This window comes from Amycolatopsis sp. CFH S0740 (genome assembly GCF_004522315.1).
GTDB lineage: Bacteria > Actinomycetota > Actinomycetes > Mycobacteriales > Pseudonocardiaceae > Amycolatopsis > Amycolatopsis nivea.
On record NZ_SDLS01000021.1, the window covers coordinates 1 to 21,890 of the forward strand.

Genomic DNA, 21,890 nt, shown 5'->3' on the forward strand with positions numbered 1-21,890 from the left:
ACCTTCACTTAGCCAGTCCAACTTTCGGGGGCCAGTTCATTCCCTCAGGGTTCCCCTCACGTACGTTTGCCTTGCCCGGCGCGTCCTGTGCGTCGGGCAGCGGGGCGACGCGGCTTAAGTTCCTGGCATTGAAGCTGATTCCCTCAGGGCGGCCCTCACGGACTTGGCCATAGACACGAGCGAGTCCGCCGAACCGGGTCGGGTCGGCGGACTCATCGCGTGCCGTGGATCAGCTGCTCGGCTTGCCCGCCGTCTGCGGCTGAGACTTCGCGCCGTTCGCCGTCGAACCGTTCCCGTTCTTCGCGCCGTTGCCCGCCGAGCTTTCCGTCGCCCCGCCGTTCGCGGACGAGCCGTTCCCGGTCGCGCTCTTGGCAGCAGAACCGTTCTCGCCCTTCGGCTTCGGCGACGGTGCGGGCTTCGGCTCGACCGGGGCCGGCGAGGGGTCTGGCTTCGCCGGGTCGTCGCCGCCGACCAGTTTCGACGCGGCGGGCAGCACCGATTCCGACGGGAGTGCCGTCAGCAAGCCTTCGCTGCGGCCGAGGACCTCGTCGGCCAGCGCCAGGTTCTTGCGGGCCTGTTCGCGGATCTCGGCGAGCCGCTCGACCTTGCGCGTCGCCGCGGTGGTGCGCTGGGCCGCTTGCGTGGTCGCCTCGTCGAGACGGCGCTTGGCCTCCGCCGTCGCCTCCTCGACGCGGCGGGTCGCCTCCGCGGTGGCTTCCGCGATGCGGCGCTCGGCCTGGTTCTTGCTGGCCGTGCGCTGGTCGGCGATCATCTTTTCGTGCGCGGTGCGCTCGGCGGTGATCTTCGCGTCGAAATCGCGCTCGATCTTGCGGCGCTTGCGCTCGGCTTCGTTGTCGAGGAGTTCCCGGCGCTGCGCCGCCTCGACCGTCAGCCGCTGCACTTCGGCGCGGGTTTCCTTCAGTGCGGCCTCGTGCTCCGAGTGCAGCGCTTCGGCCTGCTTGTCCAGCTCCTCGACCAGGCGGTGGTATCGCTCGCGCAGCTTCGTGGACGCCTCGGTGGACGACGCCCAGTGCTTCTCCGCCGCCACCTGCGCGCGCTTGGTGATCTCCTCGGCCCGCGCGTTCGCGAGCGTGACGGTGCGCTGCATCCGCTCGTCCAGGTCCTCGAGCCGCTCCGGCGGCTTCATCAGTTCCTCGACCCGCGACTGCAGCTTCGACACCTCGCCGCGCGTCGTCTCGAGTTCGCGCGACAGCGTGGCGACCTGGGCGGCCGCCGCGTCGCGGTCGGTGATCAGCCGGTGCAGCTGGCTTTCGAGGTGGTCGAGGTACTGCCGCACCTCGGTGCGGTCGAAGCCGCGCCAGGCTTCGGTGTACTCGCGCCGCAGCGGGAGGAGGCCGTTGTCTCGCTCGGGAACCATGCCCACGACCGTACCCGCGCACCTGGCGTGCGTGCCGCCAGGAGTGGCGAATCACCGCCCCGGGTCGATTCTTCGTGTCGATCTCGCCTGAACGGCCTCACCCGCCGCGCGAAGCCGTCACTACCAGTGGAAGCCGCGGGACAGCCGGGCCAGCGCCATCGCCGCACGGGACAGGTGTTTCTCGCCCCGCCCGATCTTCAGTTTCCCGCTGCCGCCCGCCGCCGCGGAGTCCGGGAAGATCCGGAAACCCTGGTACGCGATCGCGTCGGTCAGCCCCGGCGCGAGCGTGTAGGTCAGCCCGATCGCCTGGCCCGCCGGGGTGCCGATGTGCTTCGGCCGCTGGATCAGCGCCTTCAGCACCATGTCCGCCGCCTGCTCCGGCGATTTCGTGGGGAACGCGTCGTAGATCTTCGTCGGCCGGATCATGGGCGTGCGCACGAGCGGCATGTGGATGGTGGTGAAGGTGATCCCGTCGCCGTGCGTTTCGGTCGCCGCGATCCGGGAGAAGTAGTCCAGCGCGGCCTTCGACGCGGCATAGGCGGAAAACCGCGGCGCGATTCCCTGCACGCCGATCGAGGACACGTTCACGATGTGCCCGAATTTCCGCTCCGACATGTGCGGGAGGACCGCCAGGATCAGCCGCACCGCGCCGAAGTAGTTGATCGCCATCGCGCGCTCGTAGTCGTGCATCCGGTCGTACGACAGCTTGATCGAGCGCCGGATCGAGCGGCCGGCGTTGTTCACGAGCATGTCGATCCGGCCGTGTTCGGACAGCATCGCGTCCACGGCCTTGCGCACCGAATCCTCGTCGGTGAGGTCGGCCGGGTACACCGACGCGGTGCCGCCCGCCGCGATGATCTCGTCGCGCACTTCTTCCAGTTCGTGCTGCCGCCGCGCGACCAGCAGCGGCACCCCGCCCGCCGCGGCGACCTTCAGCGCGGTCGCCCGGCCGATGCCCGACGACGCGCCGGTGATGATCACCCGGCGGCCGTCCAGTTCGCCGCGCGGACCGTGCTTGCGTGCGCGGAACGGGTCGAGGTGTTCGCGCCAGTAGCGCCACAGCGTGGGGGCGTATTCCTCGAGCCGGGGCACCTCGACGCCGCTTCCGGCCAGCGCCTTCCGCGTCTCCGCGGACGCGAACACCGACGGGAAAGCCATCGTTTCCAGCAGCACCGGCGGAATGCCGAGCCGCTCCAGCACCGCGTCGCGGGCGATGGTGAACCCGGGAATGTGCTCGCTGAGCTTGACCAGCCCGACGATTCCCTTCGACACCCTGTCGCCGAGTTGCACGGTGATCGTCGGCGCCCCGGCGGCGCGGGCGAACGCGTTGTAGACCGACACCACCGGCTGCGGTTCGGGGTTCACGAGGTGGAAGGCGCGGCCGTCGAGACCCGGCGTGGTGACCAGCTCCAGCAGGGCCTTCGCGACGTAGTCGACCGGAACCACGTTGGTGTCGCCCAGATCCGGTCCGGCGGACGGGACGTCGGGCAGCCCGGCGAGCCTGCTGATCGCGGGGAAGAGGTAGTACGGGCCGTCGATCTTGTCCATCTCGCCGGTCTGCGAATCGCCGACCACGACCGCGGGCCGGTACACCCGCCACGGCACCTCGTGCTGGTCCCGGACGAGCTTCTCGGCTTCGAATTTGGTGCGGTGGTACGGCGTGATCAGCCGCTGTCCCACGTCGAACATGTCCTCGGTGAACAGTCCTTCGTGGTCGCCCGCGACGGCGACCGACGAGACGTGGTGCAGGCACCCGGCGTTCAGGTCCGCGGCGAGGTCGATGACGTTCTGCGTACCGTCCACATTGGCCCGGATGCTGGTTTCGTCGTCGGCGGTGATGTCGTAGAGCGCGGCGAGGTGGATGACGTGGTCGACGCCGCGCAGCGTCTCCCGGTCCGCCTCGGACACTCCCATCAGCGGTTCGCCGAGGTCGCCGGTCACGAGCGTGACGCGGTCCGGATGCGGCCACGCGTCGACGAGCGCGGCCAGCTTCCCCCGCGACGACGCGCGCACCACCAGCGCGACCCGTTCCACGTCCGGCCGGGTGAGCAGCTGCCGGGTGACCTGGCGCCCGATCAACCCGGTCGCGCCTGTCACCAAGAACGTCGCCATCTCCATCACCCTCCGCCGTGCCGCCGCCTGGACCCATGGGCATTCTGCTGCATGGACGCCGCCCTGACCACAACGCGGCAGGGTGAGGTTACTCGCAAGTAACTTAGCGTCGGCACGGGGTCCCGCAGGTGGCAGCGGATTTCCGCGAACGAGAGGCCGTGCAGAAGCTGCGCGAATGGACCCCTCGCGCGGGTTCAGCGGGTCGCGAGGGGACCCCTCACTCCGGGTCCGCGATCACGACGCGGTTCTCCTCGTACCCGTCGCTCCCGCCGATCCAGCGCCCGCCGCAGGTCACCAGGACGACCCGATGCGGACCGGCCTGCCCGAAAAGATCGTCGGCGCGGCTCGGCAGATCGTTCTTGTGCACGGTGACCAGCTGCGAAATCCGGTACCGGCTCGTCTTGCCCGCGCGGTCCACGATCGTCACCACGCCGCCGATGCGCTCGCTCCACAGTTCCGAGAACGGCCCGGTCGCGCCGCGCCAGTTCACGTGGCCCGCGAACACGCTCGCGCCGCTGACCGCTTCCAGGTCCGCGCCCCACCAGGCCGCCTGGCCGATGTCCGACGGCACCGGAAGCGTGTTGCCCGGCCCGAGGTCCTGCCGCACCATCGCCGCGGTCCCGCCGCCGGGCAGCCGGATCGTGCCCGGCGCCTGCGGCCCCGGTTCCGGAGCTTGCCGATGCTCCGCGGGCGCCGCGGGCGGAGCGGCCGCCGAACTGCTGGGCGGCGGCGCCGCTGAACTGCTCGACGGCGGCGGCGCGGGAGCCAGCTGCTGCGGCGAAGCGGCCGGAACGGCGGCGGCGACCGGGGACGCGCTCCCGGCCACCACCGTCGTCGGCGGCGAACTGATCACGACCGTCGCGAGTTCCACTGCCAGCACGCTCGCCGCGCCGAGCACGAACCCGCCGACCAGCCGTCCTTTTCCGCTCATCTGCCCTTGCTGCTTTCGCTTACCGCCGCGCCGACCGCCGAGCGGCGAACCCGACCAGACCCGAACCGACGAGCACCAGCGCGGCGAGACCCGCGATGCCAGCGGTGGAGAAGCTCGTCTCGACGGTGCCCTTGGCCATCGTCACCGGCAGGTCGCCGGCGGGAATCGCGTGCGGCACTTCGTTCGGCGTGTTGGCCACAGTCAGCGCGAGTGTGCCGCCCGGCGTCAGCGATCCGCACGCGGCGGGCGGATTGTTCGGGTCGAACGCGTTGGTGTAGCCAGGCGGCGCGTTCACCTCGACCACGCAGACCTCCTGCGGGGCCAGCAGATTCTCGACAGTCGCGGTGCCGTTCTCGCCACTGGTGGTGACCACGGCGGGCTGTCCGTCGGGCCCGGTCAGCGGCTTGCCGTCCTGACTGGTGGCCGCGGTCTTGCGGTCCTTGCCGGTGACCCGCAGCGTCGCGCCGCCGATGCCCTTGCCGGTCTTGGCGTCGGTCTTGGTGACCTGCACCTTGCCCGGCTTCGCTACCGCGACGACGCCTTGGGCGGTCAGTTGCTTTTCTCCGCCGGTGCCGACGACGCTCTGGATCCCGTCCTTGGTGTTGACCGGGTTCTGCACAGTCGGCTTGTCCGCGGGCGCGGACAACGAGGCGACGAGCTTCGGCTGGTCGCCGGCCGGCGTGACCTTCACCGTGACCGTGCCGTTCGCATCGGTCTTCAGCGTCGTGTCTTTCTGCGCGGCCTGCGGAGCGGAGTTGCCCGCCGAAGAATCGGACGCCTTCTCCGTGTCTGCCTGCTTGTCCGCTTGGCCGATGGTTCCGTCGGTGGCGGTCAGCTTCACCGGAACGTCCGGGATGCCCTTGCCCTTGGAATTCTTCACCGTGACCGTCCAGGTCGCGGGCTGGCCGAGGTGCTGATCGCCCTTCGGCGCGGTGACCGACGCGGTCCACGGGCCGCGGTTCGCCTCGGCCTCGGCCTTCATCTTGGCCACGTCCTTGGCGGCTTCCGGGGTGAGGAGCTTGAAGTATTTGTCCTCGGGATAGGCCGCCTTGTTCGGGGGCGTGCCGAAGTCCGTGTCGCCGGGCGTCTGCGTTTTGGCGGTCCACGAGTGCAGCAGATGGGCGAGCGCGGCTGCCTCGTCGTCATCGGAGGTGTTGCCGTAACGCAACAGCAGGTAGGAGATGTTGCCTGCGATGTCGGGTGCCAGCGGCTTGCCCCACTTCGTCAGCAGATCTTGACCTGGTTGGTACTCCTCGTCGCTGTCCGGAGCCTTCAGGTGGAAGCTGACGCAGAACACGTCCTTGCCGCCCACCTTGTAGGAGCCGAGCCAGTCCTTGTATGTGACGCCGTCTGACTCTTTGTGCTCGATGTTTCGGCCGTGGCCGGTGACGGCGGCTGCCGAGGCCGGGGTCGCCCCCAGCGCGGTTACGGAGAGTGCGCCGAGCAGTGCGGTCGCGACCAGCCCGGTGGCCGCGCGCCAGCGAGCGCGCGGGCGTGAGATCCACCCCATGGTGTGTTGGCTCCTTCGACGTGCCTGCCGACGCCTGAACGGCGTCCTCGCAGTTCACCTGATCGAACAACTCCCCGACACGCGTTCGGTCACTTCCCGGACACGCGATGTGAAGGTTCGCGGGTCAGCGGGGGAGTTGTCTAGAGACCATCGGGTGACCTGCGGTGAACGGTCGTGACCTTCATCGCCTACGGTGGCCGTAACGGGGGTGGCCCCACCCGTGCGGGTGATGAGTAAAATCTGCTTTACCCGAACGGGAACCAGCGAGCCGCCGCGGTCGTTGAACCCGATGCAAGGTGCCATAAAGTCCAGGAGGACAGGTGCGTTCCAGCAGCAACCCGGCGTTCCGCAATCTCCCGCGCGGCGCGGCCGCGACCGGGCAGTACGGGCCGAACGTCGGCTTCGACCAGCCCTACGGCCAGCCGCAGGGCCAAGGCGGCGTCCCGGGTTACGGCCCTGGCCAGATGGGCACCGCCTCCGCCGACCGTCCGATGACGGTCGACGACGTCGTCATCAAGACCGGCATGTCGCTCGGCGTCGCGCTCGTCGTCGGCGTGCTCACGGCGATCTGGGCGCAGTCCCAGCTCGTGCGCGACTCCCTCGGCAGGCTTTCGCCGAGCGGTCCGCTCCTCGGCGCGCTGATCGGCGGGCTCGTGGTGGGCCTCGTCGTGTCGCTGGTGATCATCTTCAAGCAGAAGCCGAGCGGTCCGCTCACGCTCGTCTACTCCGGCGCCGAGGGCCTGTTCCTCGGTGCGCTCAGCGGGTTATTCGAGGTGTTCCTGCCGGGCATCGCCCTGCAGGCGCTCATCGGCACCGCGGGCGTGTTCGTCGCGATGCTGGTCGTCTACAAGACCGGCGCGGTGAAGGTCACGCCGAAGCTGACCAAGTGGATCGTCGGCGCGGTCGCAGGCGTCGCCATCCTGATGCTGGTCAACCTGGTCACCGCGCTGTTCTTCGGCTTCAACCCGCTGCGCGACGGCAGCCCGCTCGCCATCGTCTTCAGCCTGGTGGTCATCGGCATCGCCGCGTTCAGCTTCCTGCTCGACTTCGACCAGGCCGACAAGATGATCCGCGCCGGCATGCCGTCGAAGTGGGCTTGGTACGCCGCGTTCGGCCTGATGACCACGCTGGTGTGGCTGTACCTCGAGATCCTGCGTCTGCTGTCTTACCTGCGCGACTAGCCGTCGCACAGGTTTCCCGGGAAGGGGCGCTCCGCGTTACGCGGAGCGCCTTTTCTGTTTTTCTGCCGGGAAGCTCTGCGCGTCCCCGAGGCCGTCGTGTTGGATGTGCCCGGTCGGAATCTTTCTTTCGGGTTTGCGAGGCATCACGTGAGCGTTCCCCCGCACGGGCACGGACCGCAGCAGGGCTACGGACAGCAGGGCTACGGACAGCAGGGCCAGTCGCCGTTCCAGCAGCACTACGGTCCGGGCGGGATGCCGCCCCAGCAGAGCCCGAAGCGAAACTTCCCGACCAGGACCGTGGTGCTGGTCGCCGTAGCGGTGGTGATCGTGGCGGCGGGGGTCGTCATCGGCTTCCTCAAGTTCGGCAACTCGACCAGCAACACCCACGCCAGCGACTGCATGCACATCGAGAAGTCCGGCTCGACCACGACGACGAAAACCGTCGACTGCGCCGATCCGGGAGCGAACGTCAAGGTCGCGGTCGCGCGCGCCAACCGGAGCGGCACCTGCCCGCGCGGCGACTATTACCGCTACACCACCGGCGGCAAGAACCACCGCGTGCTCTGCCTCATCCCCAACGTGCAGCAAGGGGATTGCCTCGCCGGGCTCCAGACCGCCAGCACGACGTACCAGAAGGTGCCGTGCACCGATCCGCAGAAGAACGCGGAGATCGTCAAGCTCGTGCCCGGCGCGAAGGATCGTTCGGCGTGCGAGGGCAGTGGTTCGACCACTGTCCGCTGGTACTCCGACCCGGAGGAAGCCATCTGCATCAAGAGCTGACGGGCGGTACAAAGGGGCCGTCCGGACGCCCGGTTTCGGCCGTTCGTCGCACTCCGTGAGACAGGCTGCGTCCGGGGCTCACCGGGACCTAACGTGGATCGCCGCCCGCCGCCGGGCGGGCCCCGTTCATCCCCGACCCCCTCAGGAGACGTGGTGGCGACCACCGATTCCCCTGTCGACGAGCGAAAACTTCTCGACTTCCCCACTTCGTGCGCGGCTCCGGCGCCTAAACCGGAGGAGCCGGTCAAGGTCGTCCCGCTGGCCGTCGCCGCGGTGCTCGCGGTCGGGCTGACCGCCTACGTCTGGGCCGCGCACGGCGCGAAGTTCGGGGTCCTGCTCGTGCTGGGGCTGGCGCTCGGCCTCGCGCTTTTCCACTCCCGCTTCGGGTTCACGTCCGCGTGGCGGCAGCTGATCGCCGTCGGCAACGGCCAGGGCCTCCGTGCGCACACCCTCCTGCTCGGCACCGCCGCGACGCTCATCGCACTCATCTGCGGCACCGGCGCGGGCCTCTTCGGCAGCAAACCGGTGCCGGTGACGAACGTCGGGCCGATCGGGCTCGCGTTGTTCGTCGGGGCCACGTTGTTCGCGATCGGCATGCAACTCGGCGGCGCGTGCGCGTCCGGGACGCTGTTCGCGGTCGGCGCCGGGCAGTCGACGATCGTGCTGACCCTCGGCGGTTTCATCACCGGTTCGGTCCTCTACACCTGGGGCTATCCGCTGTTCACCGGCTGGCCGCAGGTGTCCGGGTTCCTGCTGTCGGACCACGTCGGCTGGTTCGGTTCGTGGGCGATCACGATCGCGGTGCTCGCCGCGATCGTCCTCGCGACCCGGGTGGTGCAGAAGCGTCGCGTGCCGCCGCCGGTCGACACTGTGCCGACCGCGCGCGGGTTCGCCCGGATCTTCCGCGGCTCCTGGCCGATCCTCGCCGGCGCGGTCGTGCTCGGCGTGCTGGCCGGCGCGGTGTACCTGGTTTCCGGCGGCATCTGGGGCGTCACGAGCGCGTTCAGCCTGTGGGGCGCGAAAATTCTCCAGGTGTTCGGACTGCACCCGGAGCAGTGGGAGTTCTGGCAGCTGAAGGCGAACGCGACGTCCCTGTCCAAGCCGATCTGGCAGGACAAGACAAGCCTCACCGACATCGGCATCATGATCGGCGCGTTCGTCGCCGCCGCGGCCGCGGGCGCGTGGAAGATCCACAGCTCGATCCCGTGGCGCACCGCGGTCGCCGCGATCCTCGGCGGAATCCTCATGGGCATCGGCGCGCGACTGGCGAACGGCTGCAATATCGGCGCGTACCTCGGCGGAATCTCCGTCGGCAGTCTGCACGGCTGGCTGTGGGGCGCGTTCGCGCTTTTCGGCACCTGGATCGGGCTGAAACTGCGGCCGTTGTTCGGTTTGGGCAACCCTGTGCGCACGGACAGTATCTGCTGAGCCGATCGGGGACTTTTCGCAGGTCATCGTGACTGCGCGAAAAGTCCCCACGCATTTCGCCCGGCAGTGAAAAAGACTGCGTCGCCGCTTTGCCGCTCGGCTAGTCTGGAGCGCGCGCAAGGGGGAACCGCCGTCGTATTGTCGCGTCGCGGGCTTGCGCATCACCACTAACAGATGGGGTTCCGCATGTCCGCACCCGCGACTCCGGCCGCGCCGGATGCCGGTGACAAACTCGATCGGGGAGTGCTGAAGGTCGCTTCCGTGGTGGTGCTCGGCGCCATCATGGCGATCCTCGACACCACCGTGGTCAACGTCGCGCTCCAGAAGCTCACCATCCAGTTCGCCACGTCCTTCGACACCATCCAGTGGGTCGCCACCGGCTACATGCTGGCCCTGGCGACGGTCATCCCGGTCACCGGATGGGCGTCCGACCGGTTCGGCACGAAGCGGCTGTACCTGCTCGCGATCGGCACCTTCCTGATCGGCTCGATGCTGGCCGGGCTCGCCTGGAACGTCGAATCGCTGATCGCGTTCCGCGTCGTGCAGGGCCTCGGCGGCGGCATGCTGATGCCCGCGGGCATGACGATCCTGACCCGCACCGCGGGCCCGCAGCGGATCGGCCGCGTGATGTCGGTGCTCGGCGTGCCGATGCTGCTCGGCCCGATGGCAGGCCCGATCCTCGGCGGCTGGCTGGTCGACTCGGTGAGCTGGCGCTGGATTTTCTACATCAACGTCCCGATCGGGCTGATCGCCTTCCTGCTCGCGCTGAAGCTGCTGCCGAAGGACGACCCGGAACCGTCCGGCCGCTTCGACTTCCTCGGCATGCTGATGGTGTCGCCCGGCCTGGCCGCGCTGATCTTCGGCGTCTCGCGGATTCCGTCCACCGGCACCGTCGGCGCGCTCGAGGTGTGGCTGCCCGCGCTGGTCGGGATCGTGCTGCTGGTCGCGTTCGTGCTGCGCGCGCGGACCGTGGAACATCCGCTGATCGACTTGAAGCTGTTCCGCAACCGGTCGTTCTCGGTCGCGATGATCACGATGGCGGTGTTCTGCGTCGGATTCTTCGGCGCGATGCTGTTGCTGCCCACGTATTTCGTGCTGGTGCGCGGCGAAAGCGCGCTGAACGCCGGTCTGCTGCTGGTGCCGCAAAGCCTAGGCGCGGTGGTGTCGATGCCGATCGCCGGACGGCTGGCGGACAAGATCGCGCCGCGCAAGATCGTGGTGCCCGGCCTGGTGCTGATCGTGGTCGGCATGATCGCTTTCACCCAGGTCACCGCGACCACGTCGTACCCGCTGCTGCTCGCCGCGCTGTTCGTCGTCGGGCTCGGCCTCGGCTGCACGATGATGCCGATCACCTCGGCCGCGCTGCAGACGTTGGAGTCCAAGGACATGGCGAAGGCCTCGACCGCGACGAACATCCTGCAGCAGACCGCGGGCGCGATCGGGTCCGCGGTGATGTCGATCATCCTGGCGGCGCTGCTCGCCGGGAAGTTCGGCGTCCCGACGAGCCAGGGCCAGCTGGTCGCCACTGCGGCGACGATGAACCCGGCCACGCACGACGCCGCGGCTGGCCTCGCGGGCGAGTCGTTCGCGACGACGTTCCTGTGGGGCACGATCCTGCTGGCGCTGTGCCTGGTGCCCGCGTTCTTCCTGCCGAAGAAGCGCGTGGTGCCCGAGGCGACGGGCTCCGACGACGTCGCTCCGCCGGTGCTGATGCACTGACCCGCACATCGAAAAGGGCCGTCCGCGAACCCCCGCGGACGGCCCTTTTTTGCGTTGCTGGGCTCAGGAAAGCCGCTCCAGCACCATCGCCATGCCCTGCCCGCCGCCGACGCACATCGTCTCGAGGCCGAACTGCTTGTCGTGGTGCTGCAGGGAGTTGATCAGCGTCGAGGTGATCCGCGCGCCGGTCATGCCGAACGGGTGGCCGACCGCGATCGCGCCGCCGTTGACGTTCAGCCGGTCGAGGTCGATGCCAAGGTCGCGGTAGGACGGGATGACCTGCGCGGCGAACGCCTCGTTGATCTCGACCAGGTCGATGTCCGAAATGGACAGACCGGCGCGGGACAGCGCCTGCTTCGACGCCTCGACCGGGCCGTAGCCCATGATCTCCGGCGACAGGCCGGTGACGCCGGTGGACACGACGCGCGCCAGCGGCGTCAGGCCCAGTTCGCGCGCCTTCGTGTCGGACATGATCACGACAGCCGCCGCGCCGTCGTTGAGCGGGCAGCAGTTGCCCGCGGTGATCCGGCCGTCGGGGCGGAAGACCGGCTTCAGCCCGGACACGCCCTCGAGCGTGACGCCCGCACGCGGCCCGTCGTCCTTCGACACGACCGTGCCGTCCGGCAGCGTGACCGGCGTGATGTCCTTGGCCCAGAAGCCGTCCGCGATGGCCTTCTCGGCGAGGTTCTGCGACCGCACGCCGAACTCGTCCATCTCCTCGCGGGTGACGCCCTTGAGCCGCGCGAGGTTCTCCGCGGTCTGGCCCATCGCGATGTAGACGTCGGGGAGCTGGCCGTTCTCGCGCGGGTCCTGCCAGCTGTCCGCGCCGGACTCGGCGGTGGCCTGGGTGCGCGCCTCGGCGTCGGCGAACAGCGGGTTGTGCGTGTCCGGCCAGGAGTCGGAGCTGCCCTTGGCGAACCGCGACACGGCCTCGACGCCCGCCGAGATGAAGACGTCGCCCTCGCCCGCCTTGATCGCGTGCAGCGCCATCCGGGTGGTCTGCAAGCTGGAGGAGCAGTACCGGGTGATGGTGCAGCCGGGCAGGTGGTCGTAGCCGAGTTCGACGGCCACCGCGCGGCCCATGTTGAAGCCGGACTCGCCGCCGGGCAGGCCGCAGCCGAGCATCAGGTCGTCGATGTCGGCGGGGTCGAGCTGAGGCACCTTGTCCAGCGCCGCGCGCACCATCTGCACGGCAAGATCGTCGGGGCGCATCCCCACCAGCGAGCCCTTCCCGGCGCGGCCGATCGGGGAACGGGCGGTGGAGACGATGACGGCTTCGGGCATGACTGACACATCCTCGGGTCGGCGGCACTAAGCGGTTGCTCACCATCTTGCCGCGTCCGGCGTCCGTCCGAAAGCCGAAGGCGACATGCACCACCTTGCTCCCGTGGGAGGATTTCCGCCGTGACCGAGCGCAACCGGGTGTTGTCCACCCGCACGATCGCGTGGTGGGGGACGGGCATCGTGCTGCTCGCGGCCGTCGCGGCGGCGTTGCTGCTGTGGCTGCTCGGCGGCGGCACCCCGGCCGATTCGTCGCGGCTCGACGCGCTGCGTACGGCCTCGAGCATCGTCGTCGGGACCGGCGGCGCGGCCGCGCTCCTGCTCGCCGCGCGGCGGCAGCGGTCCGCCGAACTGGACCTGGAACAGAAGGACCACGACGCGACCGAGCGCCGGATCACCGACATGTACGGCAAGGCCGCCGACCAGCTCGGCAGCGACAAGGCCCCGGTCCGGCTGGCCGGGCTCTACGCGCTCGAACGGCTCGCGCAAAGCCACGCTGACCAGCGGCAGACCATCGTCAACGTGCTCTGCGCGTACCTGCGGATGCCGCTGGACGGCACGGACGAAGAGGTGCAGGTCCGCAAGGCCGCGCAGCGGATCCTGATGCTGCACCTGCGTCCGGGCGGCGGCGAGGAGCCGAACGGGTCGTACTGGCCGGACATCGACCTCGACTTCTCCGGGGCCAGGCTCGTCGCGCTGACTCTCACGCACTGCAGAATCCGTTCCATCGTGTGCTACCAGACCAAATTCGAGGAATTCGCGACCTTCCGCGGCACCGAATTCCGCAGCAAAGCCGATTTCCATGAAGCGGTGTTCCGCGAACGCGCGGACTTCCGCGGCACCGTCCTCGGCGGCGGAGACGACGTATTCCGCGGCGCGAAGTTCGAGAAGCACGCGGAATTCGGGACGCACTCGGAAGCCGGGCTGGCCGGCGCGCTCGCGAAGCCCGGCTACAAACGGACCTGGCCGCCCGGCTGGACCGAAGAACCCGGCGACGACGGCTGGCTCCGGCTGGTTCCATCGGGTGTTTCGAAATAACCGCGGAACCACTAGGATCGGTGAAGAGTCAACAAGAAGAAGATGATCCCTGATTAGGAGGTGAACCGGTCATGATGGCCCTCAAGCGTTACTGCGCGGCATTGCGGGCCGGGACGGATCTCCGGGACGGGATCACGGATCGGCGTGCGGCGGCCCTCGGGCCCGTCCCGGTGTCGACGCGCGGCTTGGTGGCTGCCTGAGGTCCGCGCCGGGGGAGGCCCGACCTCGCCTGGCGCCGCCCGTGGCCCCGACGCGCACCCGGAGACCGCCCGCCGATCCCGCGCTGGCCGGTCCCGGGCCCGGCTGTTTAGGCTGGTCGCCGTGGAGTACGCAGAACACATCGTGGACCTCGTGGGCAACACCCCGCTGGTCAAGCTGAATTCGCTTACGCGGGGGCTCAAGCCGCTCGTGCTCGCCAAGGTCGAGTACGTCAACCCGGGCGGCAGCGTGAAGGACCGGATCGCGCTGCGGATGATCGAGGCCGCCGAGGCCTCCGGAGAACTGCGCCCTGGCGGCACGATCGTGGAGCCCACCTCGGGCAACACCGGGGTCGGGCTGGCCATGGTCGCCCAGCGCAAGGGCTACCAGTGCGTGTTCGTCTGCCCGGACAAGGTGAGCGAGGACAAGCGCAACGTGCTGCGCGCGTACGGCGCGCGCGTCGTCGTGTGCCCCACCGCGGTCGCGCCCGAGCACCCCGACTCGTACTACAACGTGTCCGACCGGCTCGTGCGCGAGATCGAGGGCGCCTGGAAGCCCAACCAGTACGCCAACCCGGAGAACCCGGCCAGCCACTACCACTCCACCGGCCCGGAGCTCTGGCGGCAGACCGACGGCAAGATCACCCACTTCGTCGCGGGCGTCGGCACCGGCGGCACGATCTCCGGCACCGGCAAGTACCTGAAGGAGGTCAGCGACGGCCGCGTCCAGGTCGTCGGGGCTGATCCCGAGGGCTCGGTGTACTCCGGCGGCACCGGACGGCCGTACCTGGTCGAGGGCGTCGGCGAGGACTTCTGGCCGGAGACCTACGACCGGAACGTCGCCGACCAGATCATCCCGATCAGCGACGCGCACTCGTTCGAGATCACGCGCCGGCTCGCGACCGAGGAAGGCCTGCTCGTCGGCGGTTCGTGCGGGATGGCCGTGGCCGCCGCGCTGAAGCTCGCCGAAGGCCTGACCGAGGACGACGTCGTGGTCGTGCTGCTGCCCGACGGCGGCCGCGGCTACCTCACCAAGGTGTTCAACGACGCCTGGATGTCCTCCTACGGCTTCCTCCCGCCGGATTCCTCCGGCGCGACCGTCGGCGACGTGCTCACCCGCAAGTCCGGCGCGCTGCCCAGCCTCGTGCACTCGCACCCGAACGAGACGGTCGCCGAAGCGGTCGCCATCCTGGCGGAATTCGGCGTGAGCCAGATGCCCGTGGTCAGCGCCGAACCGCCGGTGATGGCCGCCGAGGTGGTCGGCGCGGTCAACGAGCGAGACCTGCTCGACGCGCTGTTCACCGGCAAGGCCCACATGGCCGACCGGCTGGAGACACACATGTCGCCGCCGCTGCCCACGATCGGGGCGGGCGAGCAGGTGAGCGCCGCGATGAAGGCGCTCGAAGGGGCCGACGGCGCGCTGGTGCTGATCGACGGCAAGCCGGCGGGCGTCGTCACCAGGCACGATCTGCTCGCGTTCCTCGCGGGCAGATAGGCACAAGCTCACCGACGCCGGCCGGGGCGTCTGCGCGCGTCCTGGCCGGGCATCCGATAGCGTTACGGCCGAATAGAACTTTTTCGCGTCCTCGTCAAGGGGGTTCAAGACCCACATGAGTGCTCCGCAGCCACCGAACCAGCCCTGGGACGGCGGCCAGCAGCCGCCGCAGGGCCCGTCGAGTGGTCCTACACCGCAGCAGGACAGTCCCTTCGGCGCGTCGGAGCCGACCCAGGTGGTCCAGCCGGGCCAGCCGCAGCAGCCCGCTCAGGGCGGCGGCACCTTCGGCGACACCCCGGAACCGACGCAGGTCGTGCAGCCGGGACAGCCGGCTGACTCGAACGCCACGCAGGTGGTCAACCCCGTGAGCGCCGAGGGCAACGCCGAGTCGACGCAGCTGGTCCCGCCGAGCCAGCAGCCGCAGAACATCCCGTACGCCCCGCCTCCGAGCGCGGCGGACAACCCGGCCGCGGTCGCCGGGTTCGGCGCCCCGCAGGGCTTCGGCCAGCCGGGTCAGCCCGGGCACCCGGGACACCCGGGACAGCCTGGTCAGCCGCCGCAGGGCTTCGGCCAGCCGGGCGGGTTCGACCAGGGCGGCTTCGGCGCCCCGCCGCAGGGTGCGTTCGGCCAGCCCGGGCAGCCGGGGCAGCCGGGCTTCGGCCAGCCCGCCCCGTTCGGCGCGTCCGCCGCGCCGTCGGCGGGCGGCGGGAACGCGCTGTACGGCTACATCGCCGGCGGCGTCACCGCGGTGCTCGGCCTGATCGCGCTGATCGTGTCGTTCAGCTACATGAGCGACACCAGCGACTACTCGAAGCTGTACGAGAGCTCGAGCCGGTACCAGAAGCTGTTCGACGAGGCCGGTCTCGCCTCGCCGGGCACGCTGCTGTTCTACGTGATCATGATCCTGGTCGGCGCGGTGATCGCGCTGGCTGGCGGCGTCGCGCTGGCTCTCGCCTCGCGTGCGGCCGTGATGCGCAAGCTCGCCCCGATCGGCGTGCTCGTCGGCGGCGTGCTGTTGCTGCTGTTCTCGATCCTGGCGAAGTCCGGGACCTCGGTCAGCAGCTCCTTCGCCGACAAGTACGGCGGCGCGAGCTCCAGCGCCACGAGCGGCGGCGGCATGCTGACGCTGATCCTGGGCATCATCATCCTGATCATCGGCGTGGTCGCGATCATCCCGGCGACCTCGCAGTACGTCGGCCTCGGTTCGTCCTCGGGCGGCCAGGGCGGTCCTGGCGGACCGCAGCAGCCGGGCGGTTTCGGCGGCGGCGCTCCGCAGGGCTTCGGCCAGCCGCAGTCCGGCGGCTTCCCGCCGCCCGGCGGCCCGAACCCGAACAGCGGGGGCTTCCCGCAGCCGGGCGGTCCGAACCCGAACAGCGGCGCGAACCCGCAGCCGGGCTTCGGGCAGCAGCCGCCTCCCGGTTACGGCCAGCCGGGCCAGCAGCCGGGCTACGGCCAGCCGCCGCAGCAGCCGGGCGGTTTCGGCCAGCCGGGCCAGTACCCGCCGCCGGGCGGGCAGCAGCCCCCTCCGGGCTACGGCCAGCCGGGCCAGCAGCCGCCGCAGCAGTGGTGACTCGCTGAATCTCCGCGAAGGGCGCCTCCGTCTCCCGACGGCGGCGCCCTTCGTCGTTTCCAGTCCGTTTTTCGCGGGGTTCGCGCGGAGCTGGTGGCCTTTTCCCGGCGATTCCGGCAGCCGGGGGAATTGCGGCGCGCATGCGCTCGCGCCGGTCCCCAACGATGCGTTTCCGGGCTAGGGTGGGCGCCGTCCGAATCGCCTTCCCAGCCCGAGGGGGACCTGCCGTGAGCGGCCTGCACGCACTTCCGGCACGGCAGCGGGAACGGGAATCCTCCCTCGCGGAACCGGTTCCGCACCGCCCGAAGGGGAGCACCGCGATCGCGGCCGGGCTGTTCGGTCTCGTCGCCGCCGCGACGGCAGGCTATCTCCCGGCAAGACTGTTCCTCGACATTCCGTCCGGATTCAGCCTCGGCGATCTCTCGCCGCTGACCCTCGCCGATCTCGGCGCGTATCTCGCCGCTTCGCTGGTCTTGCTGATCGGCGCGATCGCGACCTTTTTTCGCGCGACAGCCGGTGCGGTGCTGCTGATCGCGGGCGCGTTGCTCGCACTCGGCGCGCTTCTGTTGGAACCGGCGCTGAGCGGTTCCCCGGGGTACGCCCAGTACTTCCGGACCCTGCTGCGGTTCGAGAATTTCGCCGCGCTGGATCGCGTCACGCTGGCGGCGGCGGCGCTGCTGGTGCTCGTGCTGGCCGGACTGCCCCGGACCTTCGGCTACTTGCGCTACCGCGCACCCGTGGTGCCTGCTTCGTCACCCTCGCGACAGTGGTAAATCCGCCCCGAAACCGGGACGGAGCTGGCACGATACAAGCACTCCGCCCGCCGCCCGGCGGGACCAGATGCACCGAGGACTCCCCGTGACCTACCCCCAGAACCCGCAGGGCCAGCCACAGAACCCGCAGAGCGGCCCGTTCCCAGGGCAGCCGTACCCGGCGAGCCAGCCGACGCCGGCCCAGCCGTACCCGGGCGCTCCGCAGCAGCCGTTCGCCCCGCCCGCCGCGGGTCAGCCGTATCCGGGGTACCCGGGCGGACCTGGCGTCTACCAGCAGAAGCCGAACGGCGCGACCGCGATCATCGCCGGGATCCTCGCGATCATCGGCGGCATTTTCGCGATCATCTCGATCATCCTCGCCGTGGTGGCGCTGTCTGCCATCCACATCACGCTGTGGCAGCTGTACGCGTCGATCGTGGTGAACGCGGTGCTCGTCGGCCTGCTGTTCTTCGGCGGCATCGGCCTGTTCCTGCACAAGCCGGCCGCCCGGCTGTGCACGATCATCGGCTGCGGGCTGGTGATCGCGTACACGATCTTGAGCGTCGTTCTCGCCGGCGTCGCGACCGCTGGATACAAGGGCAGCGCCCAGGTGCTGGGCGCGGGCATCGGCGGCGCCCTGATCGGGCTGATCCCGCCGGTCGCGACCCTGGTGCTGGCGATTGTGAAGCCGACCGCGGAATGGGTCAACTACCGCCCGGACGCACCGGTCCAGGGCGGCTACCCGGCTCCGCAGGGCTGGTGACCGCGGGGCTGCCGGTGCGGGTTTGTACCGGCAGCCTCTCCCGCATGGTGAGTTGCCTCCCAGCTGATGGGATTGTCGGGGGTGCCCCGTACCCTGGGAACCATGGCCGACGACTACTCCGTCCTGGGTTTTGAAACACGCGCGATCCACGCCGGGCAGCAGCCCGATCCCCGCACGGGTGCCGTCATCGTGCCGATTTACCAAACGTCCACGTACGCGCAGGACGGCGTGGGCGGCACCCGCGAGGGCGGCTACGAATACTCGCGCACCGCGAACCCCACGCGGACCGCGCTGGAGGAAGCTCTCGCCTCGCTCGAGGGCGCCCGGCACACGCTGGCGTTCGCGTCCGGAATGGCCGCGTCCGACGCGGTGCTGCGCACGGTCCTGCGCCCCGGCGACCACCTGGTCCTGGGCAACGACGCGTATGGCGGCACGTTCCGGCTGATCGACAAGGTGCTCAGCCTGTGGGGCGTCGAGCACACGGTCGCCGACCTCAGCCGCATCGACGACGTACGGGCCGCGATGCGCCCGGAGACCAAGCTGATCTGGTGCGAGTCGCCGACCAACCCCCTGCTGGGCGTCGCCGACATCGCCGCACTGGCCGGCGCGGCGCACGACGCGGGCGCGCGCCTGGTCGTGGACAACACCTTCGCCACGCCGTACCTGCAGACCCCGCTGGCCCTCGGCGCGGACATCGTGGTGCACTCCACCACCAAGTACCTCGGCGGCCACTCCGACGTAGTCGGCGGCGCGGTCGTCACGAACGAGGACGAACTGCGCGAGCAACTCTTCTACCTGCGCAACGCCGCGGGCGCCGTCCCCGGCCCGTTCGACGCGTGGCTCACCCTGCGCGGTCTCAAGACGCTGGCCCTGCGGATGGAACGGCACAGCGACAACGCCGACCTGGTCGCCCGCACGCTGGCGAAGCACCCGAAGGTCACCAAGGTCTACTACCCCGGCCTGCCGGAACACCCCGGCCACGAGGTAGCCGCGAAGCAGATGCGCCGCTTCGGAGGAATGGTGTCGTTCCGCGTGACGGGCGGCGAGGCAGCGGCGCTGGAAGTCGCGTCCCGCACGAAGCTGTTCGTGCTCGCGGAGTCACTCGGCGGCATCGAGAGCCTGATCGAACACCCGGGCAAGATGACACACGCCTCGACGGCAGGCTCGACGCTGGAAGTCCCAGAAGACCTGATCCGGTTGTCGGTGGGCATCGAGGACGGACGCGACCTGGTGGCGGACCTTACGCAGGCACTGGGCTGATCTTGGCTTGACGGGGCACTGGTTTCCGGTGCCCCGTTCTTGTCCTGCGCCCCATGGGTTTGTGTCTCGGCCGATCGCTGTGTGGTTGCCGAGTCCGGCCCTCGAGCTGAATTGGTGGTCTTCGCGACCGGCTTGCCTCGGGACGCGAATCTGTGGCGCGACGGGCGCTGAAGCTGCTGCGTTTCGCTTGCTCCCAAGCTGGCCGGTGCATCTAATCCCGCATAATCTGCCGCCCGGCGAACACCCGCCTCGGCTGACGCGCCCGATGGAAGCTATCGCCGCTCGGCGAGCCGCTTCCCCGTTTCGATTGGTGAGTCTGGGGGACTATCGCCGCCTGGCGAGCGCTTCCGCGTCTCGGCTGGCGGACCCGGCGAAACTGTCGCCGCTCGGCGAGCCGCGTCCCCGTCTCGGCTGACGGGCTCGGGGAACTGTCACCGTCTGGCAGGCTGCGTCCCCGTCACGGTTGGCGAACCGGGGGCACTATCGCCCCCAGCCAACACCTGCCCTCCCGTCTGGCGAACCCGGGGAAACCATTGCCGCTCGGCGAGCCGCGTCCCTGTTTCGCCTGGCGAACCCAAAGAAACCCGTGCCGTTCCAATCCCTGCTGTTCAACTCAGCCGGAGTTCGGCCGAGCCAGGTGGTCAGGGCTTGCCCGGCGGCACAGGTCTGACCTCTGCCATCGCTGAAACTGCCGGGCTGAGAGCCAGTTTCAGAGCCAAGGGGCGGCCGTCTTCGCCGAAGTCGCCTGCTGCGTGGCCCTGGGCTGCCTCGCTTGGCTTGGTCAAGCCGCGTCGAATCACGCATAATCCGCCACCCCGGCGGACCATTTCCCAGCCTCGCCAGCCTCGCGCGGCGAACCCGGCGAAATCCATGCCGCCCAAGCTCAGGCCCGGCCTCAGCCCAGCCGCAGCCCGGCCGCAACCCAGTCGGTCAGGGCTTGCTGTTCTCCGGCAGCGCATTGGCCTGCCGGGTCCCGGTCGTGGCCGGGAGGTCGGTGCCGTTGACGCAACCGCCGACCAGTTCGACGTGGTTGTCGTGCCGGATGTACTGGGCGGGGCCTCCGCAGCCAGCAGCTTCGACGGTCGCGAAGGCGGCTCCGGTGAGGGCCACGGCGGACAGGATGCCCGCGGCGAGCGGCAGCAGACCGGTGCGGGACTTGGCCCGGGAGGTGGTCCCGTGCTGCGCGCGTGCCATGGTCGCACTCCCTGATCATGTGTGGCTGCCGTAATCAGGGTACCGGTCCGGCGGGCGGCGCACCCCGGCCGTCCGTCGGTGGCATCATCGGCGCCATGGAACTGGTCAGCGTCGAGCGCATCCAGGAAGCTCGCAAGCTTCTCGAGGGCATCACCCGCGTCACGCCGATGGAGCACGCCCGCGACCTGCGCCGGCTGCACGGCGGCCCGGTGTATCTCAAGTGCGAGAACCTGCAGCGCACCGGTTCCTTCAAGATCCGCGGCGCCTACACCCGCATTCACGGCCTGACCGCCGAAGAACGCGCGCGCGGCGTCGTCGCGGCCAGTGCCGGCAACCACGCGCAGGGGGTCGCGCTGGCCTCTTCGCTGCTCGGCATTTCGTCGACCGTCTTCATGCCGCTGCGCGCTCCGCTGCCGAAACTCGCCGCGACCCGCGGTTACGGTGCGGAGGTCCACCTCCACGGCGCGGTCGTCGACGAAACCCTCGCCGAGGCCATCGCGTTCTCGGAACGCACCGGTGCGGTCTTCATCCATCCGTTCGACCACGCCGACGTCATCGCCGGCCAGGGCACCGTCGGACTGGAGATCCTCGAGCAGGTCCCGGGCGCGAAAACGATCCTCGTCCCGACTGGCGGCGGCGGGCTGGTCGGCGGGGTCGCGGCGGCGGTCAAGGCGCTGCATCCGGAGATCCGGGTGATCGGCGTGCAGGCCGAGGACGCCGCGGCGTATCCGTCCTCGCTGACGGCGGGCGCGCCGGTCCGCCTGCGCGAGGTGCACACGATGGCGGACGGGATCGCGGTCGGCGAGCCGGGCAAGGTCAGCTACGCGCACGTCGAGTCTTTGGTCGACGACGTCGTGACGGTCAGCGAGGAATCCTTGTCCCGCGCGGTACTGCTGTGCCTGGAGCGGCGGAAACTGGTCGTGGAGCCGGCCGGCGCCGCTTCCATGGCCGCGCTCTTGCAGCATCCCGGCGCTTTCGAGCCGCCGGTGGTGGCGATCCTCTCCGGCGGCAACGTGGATCCCGTGCTGCTGCAGCAGATCATCCAGCACGGCATGACCGCGGGCGGGCGCTACCTGAAGCTGCACCTGCGCGTGCCGGACCGGCCGGGCTCGCTGGTTTCGGTGCTGTCCTGCGTGAAGGACCTCGGCGCGAACGTCCTCGACGTCGAGCACTCCCGCATCTCCGGCAGCCTTGCCCTAGGCGAGGTCGACGTCGCCCTCGCCCTCGAAACCCGCGGCCCGGAACACTGCAAGGACGTCGAGGCCGCCCTCGCCGACGCGGGGTTCACGATCGTCAGCTGA

17 protein-coding genes are annotated in these 21,890 nt (G+C 69.9%); 11 read left to right on the plus strand and 6 right to left on the minus strand.

What is annotated here, in order from left to right; genetic code table 11:
• Positions 1-229: 229 nt before the first annotated feature.
• The 4 genes from EIZ45_RS29715 to EIZ45_RS29730 form a co-directional block, all read right to left on the minus strand.
• Positions 230-1,378 (minus strand): cell division protein DivIVA, encoded by a 1,149-nt coding sequence (locus EIZ45_RS29715; RefSeq protein ID WP_043828063.1) that lies wholly within the window; start codon positions 1,376-1,378, stop codon positions 230-232.
• A 120-nt stretch (positions 1,379-1,498) separates the two neighbouring features.
• Positions 1,499-3,490: an SDR family oxidoreductase gene (locus tag EIZ45_RS29720; protein WP_134667101.1), complete on the minus strand. Its 1,992-nt coding sequence runs from the start codon at positions 3,488-3,490 to the stop codon at positions 1,499-1,501.
• A 217-nt stretch (positions 3,491-3,707) separates the two neighbouring features.
• Positions 3,708-4,421: a class F sortase gene (locus EIZ45_RS29725; RefSeq protein WP_037816753.1), complete on the minus strand. Its 714-nt coding sequence runs from the start codon at positions 4,419-4,421 to the stop codon at positions 3,708-3,710.
• 19 nt (positions 4,422-4,440) lie between these two features.
• A complete protein-coding gene (locus tag EIZ45_RS29730; protein ID WP_134667098.1) occupies positions 4,441-5,931 on the minus strand; it encodes a collagen binding domain-containing protein in 1,491 nt (496 codons plus the stop codon).
• Positions 5,932-6,251: 320 nt separating this feature from the next.
• On the opposite strand from EIZ45_RS29730, the gene EIZ45_RS29735 reads away from it, so the two are divergent.
• The 4 genes from EIZ45_RS29735 to EIZ45_RS29750 all read left to right on the plus strand — a co-directional run bounded on the left by EIZ45_RS29735 (position 6,252) and on the right by EIZ45_RS29750 (position 11,039).
• Positions 6,252-7,112 carry a Bax inhibitor-1/YccA family protein gene (locus EIZ45_RS29735; protein WP_037816748.1) on the plus strand — a complete coding sequence of 287 codons (861 nt, stop codon included), beginning with the start codon at positions 6,252-6,254 and terminating at the stop codon, positions 7,110-7,112.
• Between the two features lie 147 nt (positions 7,113-7,259).
• Positions 7,260-7,892, plus strand: coding sequence for a hypothetical protein (locus EIZ45_RS29740; protein WP_205670148.1), 633 nt, complete (start codon positions 7,260-7,262; stop codon positions 7,890-7,892).
• Between the two features lie 150 nt (positions 7,893-8,042).
• Positions 8,043-9,320: a YeeE/YedE family protein gene (locus EIZ45_RS29745; protein WP_370318197.1), complete on the plus strand. Its 1,278-nt coding sequence runs from the start codon at positions 8,043-8,045 to the stop codon at positions 9,318-9,320.
• A gap of 186 nt (positions 9,321-9,506) precedes the next feature.
• A complete protein-coding gene (locus EIZ45_RS29750) occupies positions 9,507-11,039 on the plus strand; it encodes a DHA2 family efflux MFS transporter permease subunit (RefSeq protein WP_134667091.1) in 1,533 nt (510 codons plus the stop codon).
• Between the two features lie 63 nt (positions 11,040-11,102).
• On the opposite strand, the gene EIZ45_RS29755 is transcribed toward EIZ45_RS29750, so the two are convergent.
• Complete coding sequence (locus EIZ45_RS29755; RefSeq protein ID WP_037816740.1) at positions 11,103-12,323, minus strand: acetyl-CoA C-acetyltransferase; 1,221 nt, start codon at positions 12,321-12,323, stop codon at positions 11,103-11,105.
• Between the two features lie 120 nt (positions 12,324-12,443).
• Between EIZ45_RS29755 and EIZ45_RS29760 the strand changes: the two genes are divergently transcribed.
• From EIZ45_RS29760 to EIZ45_RS29785, 6 genes are all read left to right on the plus strand, one after another.
• Positions 12,444-13,358, plus strand: coding sequence for a pentapeptide repeat-containing protein (locus EIZ45_RS29760; RefSeq protein WP_134667089.1), 915 nt, complete (start codon positions 12,444-12,446; stop codon positions 13,356-13,358).
• 321 nt (positions 13,359-13,679) lie between these two features.
• The gene (locus EIZ45_RS29765) at positions 13,680-15,050 is read left to right on the plus strand and encodes a cystathionine beta-synthase (RefSeq protein ID WP_037816738.1); all 1,371 of its coding nucleotides are present in this window, start codon (positions 13,680-13,682) and stop codon (positions 15,048-15,050) included.
• Between the two features lie 115 nt (positions 15,051-15,165).
• Positions 15,166-16,620: a hypothetical protein gene (locus EIZ45_RS29770; RefSeq protein WP_134667087.1), complete on the plus strand. Its 1,455-nt coding sequence runs from the start codon at positions 15,166-15,168 to the stop codon at positions 16,618-16,620.
• 227 nt (positions 16,621-16,847) lie between these two features.
• Positions 16,848-17,393 carry a hypothetical protein gene (locus EIZ45_RS29775; protein WP_240690805.1) on the plus strand — a complete coding sequence of 182 codons (546 nt, stop codon included), beginning with the start codon at positions 16,848-16,850 and terminating at the stop codon, positions 17,391-17,393.
• A gap of 85 nt (positions 17,394-17,478) precedes the next feature.
• On the plus strand, positions 17,479-18,135 hold the full coding sequence (locus EIZ45_RS46550; RefSeq protein WP_037816736.1) for a hypothetical protein: 657 nt from the start codon (positions 17,479-17,481) through the stop codon (positions 18,133-18,135).
• 102 nt (positions 18,136-18,237) lie between these two features.
• On the plus strand, positions 18,238-19,395 hold the full coding sequence (locus tag EIZ45_RS29785; RefSeq protein WP_134667085.1) for a cystathionine gamma-synthase: 1,158 nt from the start codon (positions 18,238-18,240) through the stop codon (positions 19,393-19,395).
• A 930-nt stretch (positions 19,396-20,325) separates the two neighbouring features.
• Here EIZ45_RS29785 and EIZ45_RS29790 read toward each other — a convergent pair.
• On the minus strand, positions 20,326-20,589 hold the full coding sequence (locus tag EIZ45_RS29790) for a hypothetical protein (RefSeq protein WP_043828078.1): 264 nt from the start codon (positions 20,587-20,589) through the stop codon (positions 20,326-20,328).
• Positions 20,590-20,684: 95 nt separating this feature from the next.
• Between EIZ45_RS29790 and ilvA the strand changes: the two genes are divergently transcribed.
• On the plus strand, positions 20,685-21,890 hold the full coding sequence (gene ilvA, locus EIZ45_RS29795; protein ID WP_037816730.1) for a threonine ammonia-lyase: 1,206 nt from the start codon (positions 20,685-20,687) through the stop codon (positions 21,888-21,890).

Coding starts and splice junctions, on each gene's coding strand:
- ilvA (WP_037816730.1), top strand. CDS start 20,685: ATGGAACTGGTCAGCGTCGAGCGCATCCAGGAAGCTCGCAAGCTTCTC.
- EIZ45_RS29750 (WP_134667091.1), top strand. CDS start 9,507: ATGTCCGCACCCGCGACTCCGGCCGCGCCGGATGCCGGTGACAAACTC.
- EIZ45_RS29755 (WP_037816740.1), bottom strand. CDS start 12,323: ATGCCCGAAGCCGTCATCGTCTCCACCGCCCGTTCCCCGATCGGCCGC.
- EIZ45_RS29770 (WP_134667087.1), top strand. CDS start 15,166: ATGAGTGCTCCGCAGCCACCGAACCAGCCCTGGGACGGCGGCCAGCAG.
- EIZ45_RS29790 (WP_043828078.1), bottom strand. CDS start 20,589: ATGGCACGCGCGCAGCACGGGACCACCTCCCGGGCCAAGTCCCGCACC.
- EIZ45_RS29720 (WP_134667101.1), bottom strand. CDS start 3,490: ATGGCGACGTTCTTGGTGACAGGCGCGACCGGGTTGATCGGGCGCCAG.
- EIZ45_RS29725 (WP_037816753.1), bottom strand. CDS start 4,421: ATGAGCGGAAAAGGACGGCTGGTCGGCGGGTTCGTGCTCGGCGCGGCG.
- EIZ45_RS29715 (WP_043828063.1), bottom strand. CDS start 1,378: ATGGTTCCCGAGCGAGACAACGGCCTCCTCCCGCTGCGGCGCGAGTAC.
- EIZ45_RS29785 (WP_134667085.1), top strand. CDS start 18,238: ATGGCCGACGACTACTCCGTCCTGGGTTTTGAAACACGCGCGATCCAC.
- EIZ45_RS29730 (WP_134667098.1), bottom strand. CDS start 5,931: ATGGGGTGGATCTCACGCCCGCGCGCTCGCTGGCGCGCGGCCACCGGG.